This window comes from Chryseobacterium sp. W4I1, from assembly GCF_030816115.1.
Taxonomy (GTDB): domain Bacteria; phylum Bacteroidota; class Bacteroidia; order Flavobacteriales; family Weeksellaceae; genus Chryseobacterium.
In genome coordinates, this window is the sequence record NZ_JAUSXQ010000001.1 from 1,472,395 (window position 1) to 1,488,468 (window position 16,074).

Annotated in this window: 15 protein-coding genes; 8 read left to right on the top strand and 7 right to left on the bottom strand. The window is 37.7% G+C overall.

The genetic code is table 11. From position 1 onward, the window contains the following. Window positions 1-9 precede the first annotated feature (9 nt). The 6 genes from QF044_RS06780 to QF044_RS06805 all read left to right on the top strand — a co-directional run bounded on the left by QF044_RS06780 (window position 10) and on the right by QF044_RS06805 (window position 7,801). Complete coding sequence (locus tag QF044_RS06780; RefSeq protein WP_307265278.1) at window positions 10-1,554, top strand: RagB/SusD family nutrient uptake outer membrane protein; 1,545 nt, start codon at window positions 10-12, stop codon at window positions 1,552-1,554. Between the two features lie 180 nt (window positions 1,555-1,734). Next, a complete protein-coding gene (locus QF044_RS06785) occupies window positions 1,735-2,985 on the top strand; it encodes a glycoside hydrolase family 30 beta sandwich domain-containing protein (protein WP_307265280.1) in 1,251 nt (416 codons plus the stop codon). 9 nt (window positions 2,986-2,994) lie between these two features. Then, window positions 2,995-5,217 carry a glycoside hydrolase family 3 N-terminal domain-containing protein gene (locus QF044_RS06790; protein ID WP_307265283.1) on the top strand — a complete coding sequence of 741 codons (2,223 nt, stop codon included), beginning with the start codon at window positions 2,995-2,997 and terminating at the stop codon, window positions 5,215-5,217. A gap of 6 nt (window positions 5,218-5,223) precedes the next feature. Next, complete coding sequence (locus tag QF044_RS06795; protein WP_307265285.1) at window positions 5,224-5,475, top strand: hypothetical protein; 252 nt, start codon at window positions 5,224-5,226, stop codon at window positions 5,473-5,475. A gap of 43 nt (window positions 5,476-5,518) precedes the next feature. After that, entirely contained in the window at window positions 5,519-6,319 is an 801-nt protein-coding gene (locus tag QF044_RS06800) for a glycoside hydrolase family 16 protein (protein WP_307265287.1), read from the top strand. Window positions 6,320-6,361: 42 nt separating this feature from the next. Beyond that, window positions 6,362-7,801, top strand: coding sequence for a glycoside hydrolase family 30 protein (locus QF044_RS06805; protein ID WP_307265290.1), 1,440 nt, complete (start codon window positions 6,362-6,364; stop codon window positions 7,799-7,801). Between the two features lie 208 nt (window positions 7,802-8,009). On the opposite strand, the gene QF044_RS06810 is transcribed toward QF044_RS06805, so the two are convergent. Then, window positions 8,010-8,828 carry an enoyl-ACP reductase gene (locus QF044_RS06810; RefSeq protein ID WP_307265293.1) on the bottom strand — a complete coding sequence of 273 codons (819 nt, stop codon included), beginning with the start codon at window positions 8,826-8,828 and terminating at the stop codon, window positions 8,010-8,012. 120 nt (window positions 8,829-8,948) lie between these two features. Then, window positions 8,949-9,248, bottom strand: coding sequence for a hypothetical protein (locus QF044_RS06815; protein WP_307265295.1), 300 nt, complete (start codon window positions 9,246-9,248; stop codon window positions 8,949-8,951). Between the two features lie 144 nt (window positions 9,249-9,392). Here QF044_RS06815 and QF044_RS06820 point away from each other — a divergent pair, with 144 nt between their 5' ends. Together QF044_RS06820 and QF044_RS06825 are read left to right on the top strand one after the other, a co-directional pair. Further along, window positions 9,393-9,950 (top strand): DNA-3-methyladenine glycosylase I, encoded by a 558-nt coding sequence (locus QF044_RS06820; RefSeq protein WP_307265298.1) that lies wholly within the window; start codon window positions 9,393-9,395, stop codon window positions 9,948-9,950. 269 nt (window positions 9,951-10,219) lie between these two features. Further along, entirely contained in the window at window positions 10,220-11,590 is a 1,371-nt protein-coding gene (locus QF044_RS06825; RefSeq protein ID WP_307265301.1) for a hypothetical protein, read from the top strand. A 328-nt stretch (window positions 11,591-11,918) separates the two neighbouring features. Here the strand turns inward: QF044_RS06825 and QF044_RS06830 are convergent, their stop codons facing one another. From QF044_RS06830 to QF044_RS06850, 5 genes are read right to left on the bottom strand one after another with little or no spacing between them, the layout of a single operon-like run. Next, complete coding sequence (locus QF044_RS06830) at window positions 11,919-12,326, bottom strand: hypothetical protein (protein WP_307265303.1); 408 nt, start codon at window positions 12,324-12,326, stop codon at window positions 11,919-11,921. Window positions 12,327-12,328: 2 nt separating this feature from the next. Beyond that, window positions 12,329-12,979 (bottom strand): hypothetical protein, encoded by a 651-nt coding sequence (locus tag QF044_RS06835; RefSeq protein ID WP_307265304.1) that lies wholly within the window; start codon window positions 12,977-12,979, stop codon window positions 12,329-12,331. 18 nt (window positions 12,980-12,997) lie between these two features. After that, entirely contained in the window at window positions 12,998-14,962 is a 1,965-nt protein-coding gene (locus QF044_RS06840; protein WP_307265306.1) for a PAAR-like protein, read from the bottom strand. Window positions 14,963-14,973: 11 nt separating this feature from the next. After that, entirely contained in the window at window positions 14,974-15,249 is a 276-nt protein-coding gene (locus QF044_RS06845; RefSeq protein WP_307265310.1) for a hypothetical protein, read from the bottom strand. Then, window positions 15,230-16,072, bottom strand: a complete 843-nt coding sequence (locus tag QF044_RS06850; RefSeq protein WP_307265313.1) for a hypothetical protein — start codon at window positions 16,070-16,072, stop codon at window positions 15,230-15,232. Before QF044_RS06850 ends, QF044_RS06845 begins: the two co-directional genes overlap by 20 nt. Window positions 16,073-16,074 lie beyond the last annotated feature (2 nt).

Below are 16,074 nucleotides of genomic sequence, written 5' to 3' on the forward strand. Positions count from 1 at the left end.
TTAAGAAAAATGAAAAACAAAAGACTTATCTATAAAAGCATATCTGTTTTAATGCTTACCGGAATGAGTTTCGGGGCTGTTTCCTGTAACGACAGTAATCTTGAAGATGTAAAAAATACAGGGACATTCGATACAGACAATTATTTTAAAAATGAAGAGCAGTCTTTCAGCGGTCTTATTGCTGTTTACGATATGCTTAGGAAATATTCAGGTGGATTTGAGAATGAAGTGACCTTTTTCAACGCTGCATCAGATGACTTTTATTCTGGTGGAGGGAGCTCTACAGATGGAGCAGGAATCCAGGGATTCTCAAATTATACGATTAATGCCGTAATCATGCCTCCAAGCTACTGGAAAGATTATTATCAGGGAATTGCAAAAGCTAACCTTTTATTAGAAAGAATTCCAAATGCTGATATGGATGATCAGAAAAGAAAAAGATTTATTGCAGAAGCTAAAGTTCTAAGATCCCTATATTACTTTGAGCTCGTAAGGATATTTGGGAACATACCAATGATATTAAAGCCCATCCAGTTTAATGATGATTATTATAATATTAAACAGGAAGATCCTAAAGTAATATATAACCAGATAGAAACTGATATTCTAGCTTCTATAAATGATTTACCTGTCTCCATTCCCTCAGGAAATAAAGCGGAAACAGGAAGAATTACGCAAGGTTCGGCAAGAGCTATTTTAGGAAAAATCTATCTTTATGACAAAAAAAATGCTTTAGCAGCAGAGCAGTTGCAGATGGTCAACGGGATTCCAGGACAGGCCAATCAGTACGGATATCAACTGGTTCAGAATTTTGCAGATTTATGGAAAGTAAGCAATAAATTTACAACAGAATCTATTCTTGAAGTAATGCATACGAATACAGGTAATTCTGTGTGGGATTTTTGGGGACAAGGTAAAGATGAGGGAAATTCAATTAACGTAATGTTGGGAATTATATCATACGGACGTAATACCAATATACCTAACAACGATGCACCAAGTATCTATTCGGGTTGGGGCTTCAATCCGGTAACGGATGATCTCTTTAATTTTATGCAGAACGACCCACGACTTGATGCCACCATCTTCAATGCTAAAAAATTAAAGGCAGAAAATAAGATTGTATATTCTCCGGGCTATAAAGATTCTGGATATTTCCTCAATAAATACCTTCCGAGAACAAGTGATGTGACAACCGGTGGAGGTAATGCTGAGTTGAACTTTCAGCAAAACTATATTGCTATAAGACTGGCAGACACCTACCTGATGGAAGCTGAGGCATTGGGAGGCTCAGGGGCAAGAGCCCAGGTCTTGTTGGATGCAGTAAGATCTAGAGTAGGATTGTCATCTATCCCTGCTACATTACAGGCTGTTAAAGATGAAAGAAGAAGAGAACTTGCAGGAGAAGGACACAGGTGGTTTGACCTTGTCAGATGGGGTGATGCTCCTGCGAAACTGGCAACAAGAGGATTTAAATCCGGTAAGAATGAAGTTCTTCCAATTCCGTTTAACGAACTGACAAATACAGCTTTAAAGCAAAACCCAGGCTACTAAACATGAAGTTTCACAGTTTATATAGTTTCTTTTTTAAAGGTACCGCGCTGCTTTGCGGCGTGGTACTTTTTTCCTTTATCATGCACATCCGTTGGGGCAGGTAAAGAAAGTGATGTTCAATCATGGCTTACCAAAGGCAATGAAAGTATAAAATTACAGCAGCAGACTCCTGTCAGATTTGTGGAGAACGCCAATAACTGGCAGAATATTGAAATTGATGCTACTCAGAAGTTTCAATATGTTGACGGTTTTGGATATACCCTTACAGGGGGTAGTGTTGAAGTAATTAACAGACTTTCACCTTCAAAAAGAAAAGCCTTGCTGGACGAACTCTTTGGAAAAGATAAAAACTCTATTTCCATTAGCTATCTCCGGTTAAGCATCGGAGCTTCCGATCTCGACGGTAGAGTTTTCTCTTACGATGACCTTCCGGAAGGACATACTGACCCGAGTCTTTCAAAATTCAGTCTAGTTAATGACAAAGATCTGATTGCTATGCTGAAAGAAATTCTTGCAATCAATCCTAAAATCAAGATCATTGCAGCACCTTGGTCACCTCCGGTTTGGATGAAAGATAATGGAAAATCAAAAGGAGGAAGTTTAAAACCTGAATTTTATAAGGTTTATGCAGAATATTTTGTAAAATATATCCAGGGTATGAAAAAGGAGGGAATTACCATTGATGCGATCACGCCACAGAACGAACCTCTTCATCCCGGAAACAATCCGAGTCTTTTTATGCCGTCTGAGCAGCAGAGAGATTTTATCAAAGGTCATTTAGGTCCGGTGTTTAAATCCAATAATATTAAAACAAAAATTGTAGTTTATGACCATAACTGCAATAAACCTGAATATGCCATTGATATTCTGAAAGATACTGAAGCTAATCCATATATTGACGGCTCAGCTTTCCATCTGTACGAAGGGGATATTTCAGCTTTAAGCACCGTTCACAACGCATTTCCCGATAAAAAATTGTATTTTACCGAGCAGTGGACAGGATCGAAAGGAACTTTTAACGAAGATCTGAACTGGCACGTCAAAAATGTAGTTATCGGATCAATGAGAAACTGGAGCAGTATTGCTTTGGAATGGAATGTGGCCAATGATCCACAGTATAAACCTCATACAGATGGTGGTTGTACAGAATGTAAGGGAGCAATAACGGTTTCGGACAGCGAGAATTTTACCAGAAATGTTTCCTACTACATCATTGCACATGCTTCCAAATTTGTGCCTGCAGGTTCTCAGCGCATTGCTTCCACACAGACAGAAACACTTTCTACGGCAGCATTTAAAACTCCGGCCGGAAAAACGGTACTCATTATCCAGAATGGAAACAGTACAGATGAAAGTTTTAATATCAAATATAACGGAAAGACTGCTCCGGTAAACTTATCAGGAAATTCCGCAGCGACTTATGTTTTTTAATTTAATATCATGAAAAAAGTTTATTTCTTACTCGCATTTTCAGCCTTAGGAATGAATGCTTACGGGCAGAAGACGATTGACCAGAAAGTGGCAGAGCTGCTGTCTAAAATGATACTGGAAGAAAAGGTAGGACAGATGGTTCAGTACAGCGGATTTGAATATGCCACCGGGCCTCAGAAGTCCAATTCTGCAGCAGTTTTAGAAGAAATAAAAAAAGGAAAAGTAGGCTCCATGCTCAATGTAGCCGGAGCCCAAGAAACAAGATCTTTCCAGAAATTGGCCCAACAATCCAGATTAAAAATACCATTACTTTTCGGACAGGATGTTATTCACGGTTACAGAACTACTTTTCCTGTTAATTTAGGCCAGGCAGCAAGCTGGGATCTTGGGTTAATAGAGAAATCTGAAAGAATTGCAGCAACAGAAGCAGCAGCTTATGGCATCCACTGGACTTTTGCCCCGATGGTAGATATTGCCAGAGATCCGAGATGGGGAAGAGTGATGGAAGGTTCCGGTGAAGACACCTATCTGGGAACGCAGATCGGGTTAGCAAGAATTAAAGGATTTCAAGGCAGAGGCTTAGGAAGTCTGGATGCAGTAATGGCCTGTGCCAAGCATTTTGCAGCCTATGGCGCAGCTATTGGAGGACGAGATTACAATTCCGTAGATATGAGTTTACGACAGTTGAATGAAACCTATCTGCCGCCGTTCAAAGCCGCAGCTGAAGCAGGAGTGGCCACATTTATGAATTCTTTTAACGATATCAACGGAATTCCTGCTACAGCTAATCAGTATATCCAAAGAGAACTTTTAAAAGGAAAATGGAATTATAAGGGTTTCGTAGTATCAGACTGGGGCAGTATCGGGGAAATGATCCCTCACGGCTATGCCAAAGATGCCAACGAAGCTGCCGAAAAAGCGGTTTTGGGAGGAAGTGATATGGATATGGAAAGTCGTGTTTATATGGCTGAACTTCCGAAACTGGTTAAAGAAGGAAAAGTAGATATAAAATTAGTGGATGATGCCGCAGGGAGAATTTTAACCAAGAAATTTGAGATGGGACTTTTTGATGATCCCTATAGATTCAGTAGCGAGAAAAGGCAGAAAGAGCAGACTGATAACCTGGAAAACAGGAAATTCGGAAGAGAATTCGGTTCCAAAAGTATAGTACTTCTGAAAAATAAAGGAAATATTCTTCCGCTTTCAAAAAATATAAAAACGGTTGCCCTGATCGGTCCTTTCGGAAAAGAAACCGTTGCTAATCATGGCTTCTGGTCTATTGCTTTTAAAGATGACAATCAAAGAATAATTTCTCAGTTTGACGGAATTAAAAATCAACTCGATAAAAAATCAACTTTATTATATGCAAAAGGATGTAATGTAGACGATCAGGACAGATCCATGTTTGCAGAAGCGGTAGAAACTGCGAAAAAAGCTGATGTGGTGATTATGACCTTAGGTGAAGGCCATGCCATGAGCGGAGAAGCAAAAAGCAGAAGCAGTATCGGTTTTACAGGTGTTCAGGAAGAGTTATTAAAAGAAATAGCTAAAACCGGAAAACCAATTGTCTTAATGATCAATGCCGGAAGACCACTGATCTTCAACTGGGCGGCAGACAACATTCCTGCCATAACTTATAATTGGTGGTTGGGAACAGAAGCAGGTAATTCTATTGCTGACGTTCTGTTTGGAACAGTAAATCCGGGTGGAAAACTTCCCATGAGTTTCCCAAGAACCGAAGGTCAGATCCCGATTTATTACAACCATTACAATACAGGAAGACCTGCAAAAAACAATACCGACAGGAATTACGTTTCAGCTTATATTGATCTGGATAATGATCCGAAATTTCCTTTTGGCTACGGTTTAAGCTATACGGATTTTAAATATTCTGATATGGTTTTAAATTCTGCAAATCTTAAAGGAAATCAAACATTAAATATCAGCATTACTGTTACCAATACAGGAAAACATGACGGTGAAGAAGTGGTGCAGCTCTATATCAGAGATCTTTTCGGAAAAGTGGTAAGACCTGTAAAAGAATTAAAAGGCTTTCAGAAAGTTTTCATTAAAAAGGGCGAAAGTAAAAAGGTTGATTTTAAGCTGACCACAGAAGATCTGAAATTCTATGACGATCAGTTAAATTACGACTGGGAAAGCGGTGAATTTGATGTGATGATTGGAACCAATTCGCAAGATGTTCAGACGAAAAGAATTAATTGGGTAAAATAATAAGCAATGAGAACATTAAAAGAGGAAATGAAGGAATGGACTGATGCTGATATTGCAATGCATCAATTAGCATTACAATTAGGGATGATACCGGAAGATAATTTTCCAAAGTTTAAATCTTGTTATTGGACAAATAATGAGAAAAGTAAAGTGTTAAAAAACATCCTGTTGGAATTGTCTCAAATAGGGTTTGTGAATTTTAATGAAGATGAAAATACTTTCAAAGTAAATCCAGATTTTATTTTTAAAGAAGATTGAAAAACAGAGCCACTTTGCACAATATTGTATAGAAGAAATTAGGATGAAAATCAAGATAAACATCTATTTTTTAACGGGAATATTAGCTTTTTCTGGTGTAAGTTGTATTTCAAATAAAACAGATTCTAACAGAAAACTGATCTGGAGTGATGAATTTAACGGAGCCGGACTTCCCGATTCCTCAAAATGGAATTATGATGTAGGAGGAGATGGATACGGAAACCAGGAAGCTCAGTTTTATACCAAAAACAGGCTTGAAAATGCCAGAATGGAAGGTGGAAATCTTGTTATTGAAGCCCGGAAAGAAAACTGGGAGAAGAATAAGTATACTTCTGCAAGGCTTCTGACCAAAGGCAAATTCTCCTTTCAATACGGAACAGTAGAAGTAAGGGCTAAACTTCCCAAAGGTCGCGGAACCTGGCCGGCTATCTGGATGATGAGCGAAAATATGAAGAAATGGCCGGATGACGGCGAACTGGATATCATGGAACATGTGGGTTTCAATCAGGGGTATATTCATGCCTCGGTTCATACCAAGAAGTATAATCATATTCAGGGAACGCAAAAAACGGATACTCTGATGGTGAAAGACGCCAGTGAGAAATTCCATGTATATAAAGCAGACTGGACACCGGAGAAAATTGATGTCTATATTGACGACCAAAAGTTTTTCACCTATGAAAATAAAGAAAAAACTTATGAAGCGTGGCCTTTCGATCAGCCTTATTTTATTATTTTAAATTTGGCGGTAGGCGGTTTCTGGGGTGGAAAAGAGGGAATTGATGACAATATATTTCCGAAAAAATATTATATAGACTATGTAAGGGTTTATCAAAATAAATAATGAAGAGAGGGCAGTTACGTCCAAAAACAGAAAGAAAAGATTATGAAAAAATTAATTGTTAGCTGTTTGACAGTAGGAGTGTTTCTGAATGCTAATGCACAGAACTATTGGAAGAAAAATGCAGGGAAAACAGCAAAGGTTATTCTTACCAACTCCAAAACCAATGAAAAAATGGCAGATAAAGGAACGGTTAAGTTTGAGAAGTTCGGGCAGCCCAAAGAAACAGATGCCTGTATCTTTGTAGATCCGGATTTTAAATATCAGAAACTAATCGGAATAGGTGGTGCCATCACTGATGCGTCTGCAGAAACCTTTTATAAAATGCCTAAAAACAAGCAGAAAGAAATTCTGGATGCGTATTTCGGAAAAAATGGACTTGGATACACGGTGGTCCGCACCAATATGAACTCCTGTGACTTCTCCAGCGATTCTTATACCTACGTTGAGGATAATGATATGGCTTTAAAGACTTTCAATGTTGCTCACGACGAGAAATATAAAATCCCGTTGATCAAAGAAGCTCAGAAAGCAATAGGGAAAGATTTTACCTTCTATTTCTCCCCATGGAGCCCGCCAGCCTGGATGAAATCCAATAAAAGTCTCTATAAAGGAGGAAGATTAGAAAACCAATATTACCAGACCTGGGCAGATTATTATATTAAATTCATCAAAGAATACGAAAAAAGAGGCATTAACATTTGGGGGCTGACGGTCCAGAATGAACCAATGGCTACCCAGACCTGGGAATCCTGTATTTATTCAGCAGAGGAAGAAGGAGAATTTCTTAAGAATAATCTGGGACCAACGCTTTGGAAAAATGGTTACAAAGACAAGAAAGTGATGATCTGGGATCACAACAGAGATTTGATCTATCAAAGAGCAACCACCACTTTAAGCGATCCTGAAACTTCAAAATATGCCCACGGAATCGGGTATCATTGGTATGAAACCTGGAACAATAAAACCCAGCTTTTTGATAATCTTGCCGAAACCCAAAGAGCTTTTCCAGATAAATTTCTTGCTTTTACAGAAGGCTGCAAAGAACAGTTCAAGATGTCTGGAATTTACGATGTCAGCTTAGGAGAATTGTATGGGAAAAATATGATTAATGATTTCAATAAAGGAACGGCTTTATGGACCGACTGGAATATTTTGCTTGATGAAACGGGAGGTCCGAACCATGTCGGAAATTTCTGTTTTGCGCCAATCATTGCAGATACAAAAACAGGAGACGTTCATTATACTTATGAATATTATTACGTAGGCCACGTATCAAAATATATTAAGCCAAATGCCCAGAGGATCGGAAGTTCTTCCAACAGAGCAGCGCTTACCTCAACAACTTTTATGAATGAAAACGGCCAATTGGTCACCGTTATTATGAATGATTCTGAAAATGATATTGACACCAACCTTTGGATTGAAGGGATGGCTGCAAAATTATCTGCTCCGGCACATTCTATACAAACTGTTATTTTATAAGGATACGATAGATGGTTGGAAGATGGACGTTACTGTATAACCTCTAATTTCGTGGAGTTACAATAAGTTTCGGAAGGAAGATGTTTTTCAGACAATAATTTCTCTCTGCCAGCCTCACTTTCTTAATAAGAACTTCATATTAATTATTTTTTATAGAACCGGCGGCCTCGAAGAGGCCGCCGGTTTATTTTTTATATCAATAATCTGATTACTTTTTACTTTCAGCGTCATATTTGTCAACAACTTTCTGAGAAACCCCGGTATTGCTGAAACCGCCGTCATGAAATAAGTTCTGCATCGTTACTTTCTTAGTAAGATCAGAGAACATACTTACACAGTAGTTAGCACAGTCCAGAGCAGTAGCGTTTCCTAGAGGAGACATATCATCAGCATAGCCTAAGAAACCTCCAAAACCTTTCACACCGCTTCCTGCTGTAGTAGGAGTAGGAGATTGAGAAATGGTGTTTACACGTACCTTTCTTGCTCCCCAGTAATTTCCGAAAGATCTTGTGATGCTTTCAAGATATGCTTTATTGTCAGCCATATCATTATAATCCGGGAAGGTTCTCTGAGCTGCGATATAAGTAAGGGCCAAAATACTTCCCCACTCATTCATACAGTCTTTTTCCCAAGCCACACGCATTACTTTGTGGAAAGAAACAGCGGAAATATCCCATCCTTTTTCCAACCAGTCGTAATTCATTTCAGTATAATGTTTTCCTTTTCTTACATTGACGGACATGCCTATAGAGTGAAGAATAAAATCTATTTTTCCAAATTTTGCTGTTGCAGCATCAAAAAGTTTTTCCAGATCTTCAATAGAAGTTGCATCTGCACCTATTACTTCAGAACCCGTTTTTTCGGCTAAACCATTAAGTTCTCCCATTCTCAAAGCAATAGGAGCATTGGATAAGATAAATTCAGCACCTTCTTCATGACATCTTTCAGCAACTTTCCATGCGATAGATTGTTCATTAAGGGCTCCAAAAATAATTCCCTTTTTGCCTTTAAGTAAACCGTATGACATAATTTTTTAATGTTTATTTAAATACAAATGTAGCAATAATTTGTGTTTGAGTCATAATAAAAATGGAGCCTTATCAATTTAAGGCTCCATTTTCTTGAAAATATTTATTTGACTGAAATTTTAATTGGTTTTCTTATTCCATTCTGCTTTTACATCTTCTGCAGCATCTTTGGTTTTTTCCCATGCGTCATTGGCTTTGTCTTTAATATCGTCCCATGCATCAGCTGCATTATTCTTTACTCTGTCAAGCCAATCTTCTTGCTGTGCTTCCTCATCATTATTTCTTTTTTCGTTGATATAATCTTTTGCTTTTGCTGCCAGATCTTCAACTTTCCATTTTGCATTGTCTGCTGCATTCTTTATAGAGTTTTCTGTGTTGTTTACTGCATCTTCCGCTTTGTTGTATTCTGAATTGTTCATAATATGTAATATTTTATTGTTGTGTACCAGTAAATAAACAATAACCATTCCTAAAACCCGGAACTGCTGTTAAATTTTTCTTAATCTTTTGTTATACTTTTCCAAATCAGTATTATCTTTAGTACAGTATAAAAAATTACTGTTATGGAAACAATACGCTGCGGCTGGTGTGAGAAAGACGACCTGTACCGGAAATATCATGATGAAGAATGGGGAAGACCTGTCTATGATGATAAAACCATCTTTGAATTCCTGATTCTTGAAAGTTTCCAGGCTGGATTGAGCTGGTATACCATTCTTTCTAAAAGAGATCATTTCAGAAAAGCTTTTGATGACTTTAATTATAAGAAAATTGCGGAGTATGATGATGAAAAAATTGAAGAACTTATGAATAATTCAGGAATCGTCAGAAACCGCCTTAAAATTCTGGCATCGGTAACCAATGCTCAAAGGTTTCAGGAAGTGCAACGGGAGTTCGGAAGTTTTTCAAATTATATTTGGGGTTTTGTAGGAGGAAAGCCCATTAATAATCATCCCAAAACATTAAGTGATGTTCCTGCAGTAACAGATATTTCTGATTCTTTATCTAAAGATCTTAAAAAAAGAGGTTTCAAATTTATGGGATCCACGGTAGTTTATGCTCATATGCAGGCGACCGGAATGGTAAATGATCATGTAGAAAGCTGTTTCATTAAACAGTGATAAACTGTATTTTATTTAATTATTGATGTTTTTTTTAAAGATATAATAATTTGTTTAATTGATTATGGGTTGTATAGCCTTTAAATATTCCTGTAATATTGGAGGTTTAGACGAATTCTCAGTTCAGAAACGTTTCATTTATTAGTGATTAAAGGTTTGTTTAATCACTAATAAGTGTGTTTTTATTGATTTGATAAAAAAAAGTACGTATTTATGAAAAATTCGTATATTTGCATCCTCAAAAAAATAAACTACTATTTATTTCTGTCATGCAATATCAACTAAGACTTCAGCTTCTTCTTCCTTTTTTTCTTTTAATTATTCAAGCACAGGCACAGGTGGGGATTGGAACTCCTGATCCGGATCCTTCCGCTATGCTTCAGATCAACTCAAAAAACAAAGGAATGCTTCTTCCAAGTATTGCTTTAGCATCATCTACAGACCAGACTACCATTCCGAATCCGGCAGAAGGACTGATCATCTGGAACAACGGTACAGGAAATATGACAGAAGCAGGTTTTTATTACTGGAACAAATCCAAATGGAATATGCTTTCTACCAGTAACGGATATAGCGGCAATGGAGGAGGTATCAATACGATGTCTGCATGGAATAATTCTGCCACAAACAGCGGTAATTCTGCAGGTGCCAACACCAACCTTTCTTTGGGAACGAATACTTCGGACGACCTTGTTTTTAAAGTGAACTCCATACCAATAGGAAGACTGGGAGTGAATAACTCGATAAGCTTTGGAACAGAGGCTAATGCAGCGCAGAATGGGATCGCTTTAGGTAATTCCAGCAGTGCTTACCAGGGAATTGCCATCGGAACCAATACTTCTGTTACGGCTAACGAGTCTGTAGCCTTGGGAGCTAACACTAAAATTTCAGGTTACCAGTCAACGGCAGTAGGATTTAACGCTAAAGTAACTGTAAATGAAGCTACAGCGGTTGGGAATAATGCTGAAGCGTCAGGCTTCCAGTGGATTGCATTGGGATTTGGGGCAAAAACGGCGACCAATGATGCAACAGCTGTAGGTAAAAATTCAACTGCATCAGGATTTCAGTCAACGGCAGTAGGATACAATGCAAAAACGAATACCAACAGCGAAACAGCAATAGGATATAATGCGGTGACAAACAACCAGAATTCAACAGCAGTAGGATCGGGTGCCAATGCCTTGGGACAATTCTCTACAGCTTTAGGATATGGAGCGGAGACTTCACAGGCCAATACTATTGTGATTGGAAATAATAATGCCAATGTAGGAATCGGAACAGGAAGACCAAATATAAATGCTAAAATAGATGTGAACGGGCAATATAAGCTAGGCGAAAAGGGAAGTGTACAGAAAAACCAGATCAGTTTTGAAGCATGGCCGTCTATATCTGTAAATAATTTGGCTCCCGGAAAATCTGTAACAATGGAAATTGCAATTCCTGCGAATATACAGCCCGGATCTACCAGAGCTGCAATTGTAGTGTCTCCGGCGGGAGATTTTGCTGGAGCAGCTTCTTTTTCAATTTCAAATCCAAGAATGACGTCTGTTTCAAGTGTTACAATTAATCTCACCAATATTTCCGGAAATCCTGAAAGCTTATATTCAGGGCATTTCTATGTAATGATTAATGAGTTTTAATTCCAAACAATGAAATCTAATCTGAAGTGTAATGAATAATGATGGGTGAGTTTGCTTCGGAATTGAATGTTGAATTTTTGTTTTCTTTGGAGATGGGCAATGATTTTAAAGTTTTATGATCCGAAATTATATGGAAACAAAGAAGGTCCCAAATCGAGACCTTTTATCTATTTCTTCGAACCATTCTTCGTATATATTTTGAGCAAAAGCTCTTTCAAATAGTTTTTGAAATTTGCTATCGAAATCATTGATATTATACCAGTTAATTAATATAAACCTTTTTGTTGTTCTGCTGGTTTTATAAAATACATATTTAAAAGTTATGCCATTAACTTCCTTGTTGTAAGAAGTACAATGGAATATGAGGATAATTTGGATTTTCTCCAGTCCATAATTCTAATCCTTCAAAAAAATGATGATCATCTTCTTTTAATTTTTCATGGACATAATTATGAATTTTAAACAGTAGTTCATCCGCAGTGAAAAATTCTCCGTTATTTGCAGTCAAAAGAAAATCCGGCTCAATAATATCTTCAATACTTTTGTCCCAATATTCATATTGTATAGCCACTTTATCCGTTTGCAGAATAGATTTGTCCAGGTTTTCTAAGAATTTTTTGCCCGTTATCTTTTCATTATAATCTTTCAGGGCTATTCTAAAATTTTCAATATCAGAAAACTTCTGTTCAGTGAAATTCCAAAGTATATTTTGTAAAATTGTATTTTGATAATTCATAATTAGCGATAAAATCTTTTTAAATCGAAGCCGTGCTTCAAGGCTAATTCATTGTAAGACAGATTTGGATCTTCTCCGATAGCCTGATAGATTTCATTTCGAACGTCGGGGTTCTCTCTCAGATCTGAATCCCCAAAATAGGTATCCATAATATCGTCTTCATCTTCTATTAAATCTTTTCTTCCAGCAAAATCCAGCGTGGCAACAACTTCCCAATATCCACTTCCAAATGATGGATAAACTCCACATTTATCTCTAAATGCCTCATCAAAAGAAGTTGCAATAGTAACTTCTCCTACACAGAAATAAACTTTTCCATTGACAAATCTTAAAACTTCAGGAAATGTTATATATTCTGAGGGTACCGGAAAATTTAGGTCTGTAATTTCCCATTCGTCTTCATCAGAAAAAGTATCGACAGGAATAAAGCTGCTTTTAACGGCCACATTTTTCAAAAGTGTTTCATCAAATTCTTTAACAACTTTTCCAAAGGTTTCTATCAGCACACACTTTTTGTAGACATCAAAATAATTCTGATTATTCTCATTTTTACTTTTTTCTAAATAATCATCAACATTAAATAAAACTCTTCCAAAAATTTTTTCGTCAGATGAAACGTTTACAGAGAAAATAGTTCCAGATTTAATATTCATACTCATATATTTTAAGATTTAACAAGGATTATGTAAATTTTTATATTTATCAAATTTTGGTTTGGTAATTTCATTTCTTCCATTTTGAAGGCTGGCCTTTCCACCGTTTTTATCAATATAGTGCTGTTCCCAAACAGATGCCTCGTAAGGATCCCAATTTCCACTGGCGACTTCTCTTATTTTATATTTTTTACCCCAGTCTTTCTTATGGTTACTTTTCTTTTTACCTTCTGCTACGTGTTCTTTAAAACGGTCTGCCACATTCGGTTTATCTGTTTGCCCTACGTATACAGTTTTCCCTGTTTTGGGATCATAAACTTCATATATTTTAGTAGGTTTTTTAACCGTACTTTCAAATTTAGAAGGTTTGTTATCATTGTGCACCAGGATTCCCTGATTACCAACAAAATAATTGTGACTATTTTCAACTTCAATATTAAAAGTTGATATTGCCACATTGTTTTGATAATCAATTTCTTTAATTAAAATATTGCTTAAGGATAATGACTTTAAAATCATATCCGTTTTTAATTCTTTAGCTGTTATCCATTTCCTTTCATCTTCAATCCAGAAAAGATGTTTGAATGTGGTATTAATTATTTCTTTATCAGTAGTAATTTTAATAAAACGATCAGTCCAATTTTTATAAACATTAGTTACCTTATTCTTGATTGTTCTTTTATTAATATTGTCATAGCAAAATACAGTATCACCAATTTGAATATTTTCAATAGGAACCAAACCATCCATTGTGTGAACAAAAGTTCCTGCCAGGAAACAAGGGGCAGTAGTGCCCAAATCATCATATCCTAATTTCGCCCATCGTTCAGCGGCCTCTTTTGCAGCTTTTTCAGCGGCTTCTTTTGCAGCTTCAGCAGCTAATTCATCTGCTTCTTTTGTGATAACCTTTGCAATATCTCCACCTTCTTTTTTGGCGAGCTGTTCCATGGTTTCCGCAATTCCCTTTTTTGCTCCGGCCTCCAGTACATCATCGCCACCTTTTTTTACTCCTTGCTCTACGGTTTCTGCGGCGATCTCTTTGGCCGTTTTTTCTACAACTGCTTCAGCGCCTTCTTTTAAAACTGTTTTTCCGGCAGTAGCTGCCAGAGATGTTCCTCCAGAGTAGACTGCAGCTGCAGCATCCGGAATAAATTCTCCTACTGTTGTTCCTATTTTTCTCGGATTTTCAGCTACCCAGCCTGCGGCATCTTTGGTTCCCTGCCAGGCTGCACTTCCTGCATCAGCCCAGTTTTGACCGTCACTGGCCCAGTTCCAGGCTCCTTCTGCTGCATTGCTCCAATTGTCTCCTTTGCTGGCCCAGTCCCAGGCATTTCCAACGCCTTCAGTAGCAGCATTCCATCCGTCGCTTACCATTCCACCGAGTGCTTCAGCAGTACCTACCGGATCCTGGCCGACCTGATAAAGTGTTTCTCCTAAGCCAACTACACCATTTACAGCGCCTTCCACCAAACCGGTCCCCAGATCATTGAACCAGTCGCTTACACCAGTTACGGGCTTCATCCAATCTGGTAGGATCTGATCTCGCGCCTCACGGGATTTTTTGTTCTGCTCGGCAACCCAGTCGAAACCTTCTTTGATATAATCGGAAGGCATTTTTCCTTCTCCCACACCAAATGCTACGGCTGCTGCCCTGTCAAAGAAGATATTGATCTTCCCTCCAAATATACAATTACAATAAGAATCTTCCAAAAGCATTCTGCTGCCGTTTATTTTGACACCGTCTTTAGGCTGCTGCCATCCTGTGATGATTGTGGGAAGGCATGAGGCACCTGTTGCCCATTTAAGTGGATTGGTACAAAATCCCATGGGTTTAATATTAAAGAAAGGAATGAAATCCAATTCCGATGCCATGGGAACACTGTATATCGTAGTATTCTTATTATTGCTCACCCGGAGGGTAGAGGGGCTTGTTCCTTTGTCGCAAGCTAAAAAGGCACCTTCGGGTACATATTTTTTTGCCATAATGCGATGATTTAGTGATTAATTTTATTTGACCTCAGAATTACATTTTTAAACTTTCTAAAAAGATTTTCCAGCAGGTTAAGATTGGTTTTAGTTTCCAGAACAATTTTATCATTAATTTTCAGAACCTCTGAAATTTTACAACCGTTAACAGTGCACAGATATTCTCCGTCTGTATAAACATACCATATATCTGACACTTTTACTGTTTCTAATGAACTTTCATGATCAAAAAGAAGGTAATAGCGGTCATTCTGAAATACAATATCAAGCAGTGGAATGGTCATGAGGCAAAGCTTTTAAAATGTTTTTTTCTTCACGATATAATGTGCCGGGAATCTGTGCCAGACTCATGCACATACTCTGTTCAGACCAAGGCCATTCTTCCAGCAGATAACGTTCCATATAGTTAAGCTGGAGCAGGGTAGGCACACGGGGACGGTTCTTTAAAATACGGATCATGGCTGTAACTTTATCCTGTCCGAAACGGTCTTCGTCTATGCTTCCTTTTACATCAATCTGGTATCTGCCGTCTTCTAATTCTGAAATTCTTTCTTCGGTGATGATGGGAACGTTTTTCGTAGCAATGAAATTTGGAAGTTGCCGATAACCGTTTAATACCTGGTTTTTTTTAAACTCTTTAAAATGAATGCCGGGAAAAAGAAGCTGATAAGGCATTGCAAAACGTAAAGCATCTGCTAGCTGTTCACCATCTTCCAAAAGCTCTTCTACACCTTTAATGAAAATTTCACGGTATTTTTCGCTCCTGTGCTTCAGTATGATTTTCGGTTTTATTTCCCGCCACTTATTCTGAACTTCAGTCAGGTTGATAATTTTTCCCAGCTGTCCGTTTTCATCCAGGGTGCATACTATTTTTTCCCTAAGCTCATGCAGGTCTCCCACCCATTTGTACATGCCGTCTTTATTGGATTGTTTGTAGAAAGGCATTTCAACGGTAAAAACAGGTTTTTCATTTTGAATGGAACTTAGTGTTACCTTGAGCTCGGATTCTATATAGTTTTCATTCCGGAGACCCTGAAATTGATACCTTTCTTCTCTGAGAAAGATATATTTCCGGTATTCGCCCTGATTTTCTATATTCACCTGCATGA

What these genes read in the sequence shown, in the direction of transcription:
- QF044_RS06780 (WP_307265278.1), top strand. Translation starts at nt 10, where the DNA reads ATGAAAAACAAAAGACTTATCTATAAAAGCATATCTGTTTTAATGCTT.
- QF044_RS06790 (WP_307265283.1), top strand. Translation starts at nt 2,995, where the DNA reads ATGAAAAAAGTTTATTTCTTACTCGCATTTTCAGCCTTAGGAATGAAT.
- QF044_RS06795 (WP_307265285.1), top strand. Translation starts at nt 5,224, where the DNA reads ATGAGAACATTAAAAGAGGAAATGAAGGAATGGACTGATGCTGATATT.
- QF044_RS06800 (WP_307265287.1), top strand. Translation starts at nt 5,519, where the DNA reads ATGAAAATCAAGATAAACATCTATTTTTTAACGGGAATATTAGCTTTT.
- QF044_RS06805 (WP_307265290.1), top strand. Translation starts at nt 6,362, where the DNA reads ATGAAAAAATTAATTGTTAGCTGTTTGACAGTAGGAGTGTTTCTGAAT.
- QF044_RS06810 (WP_307265293.1), bottom strand. Translation starts at nt 8,828, where the DNA reads ATGTCATACGGTTTACTTAAAGGCAAAAAGGGAATTATTTTTGGAGCC.
- QF044_RS06815 (WP_307265295.1), bottom strand. Translation starts at nt 9,248, where the DNA reads ATGAACAATTCAGAATACAACAAAGCGGAAGATGCAGTAAACAACACA.
- QF044_RS06820 (WP_307265298.1), top strand. Translation starts at nt 9,393, where the DNA reads ATGGAAACAATACGCTGCGGCTGGTGTGAGAAAGACGACCTGTACCGG.
- QF044_RS06825 (WP_307265301.1), top strand. Translation starts at nt 10,220, where the DNA reads ATGCAATATCAACTAAGACTTCAGCTTCTTCTTCCTTTTTTTCTTTTA.
- QF044_RS06830 (WP_307265303.1), bottom strand. Translation starts at nt 12,326, where the DNA reads ATGAATTATCAAAATACAATTTTACAAAATATACTTTGGAATTTCACT.
- QF044_RS06835 (WP_307265304.1), bottom strand. Translation starts at nt 12,979, where the DNA reads ATGAATATTAAATCTGGAACTATTTTCTCTGTAAACGTTTCATCTGAC.
- QF044_RS06840 (WP_307265306.1), bottom strand. Translation starts at nt 14,962, where the DNA reads ATGGCAAAAAAATATGTACCCGAAGGTGCCTTTTTAGCTTGCGACAAA.
- QF044_RS06845 (WP_307265310.1), bottom strand. Translation starts at nt 15,249, where the DNA reads ATGACCATTCCACTGCTTGATATTGTATTTCAGAATGACCGCTATTAC.
- QF044_RS06850 (WP_307265313.1), bottom strand. Translation starts at nt 16,072, where the DNA reads ATGCAGGTGAATATAGAAAATCAGGGCGAATACCGGAAATATATCTTT.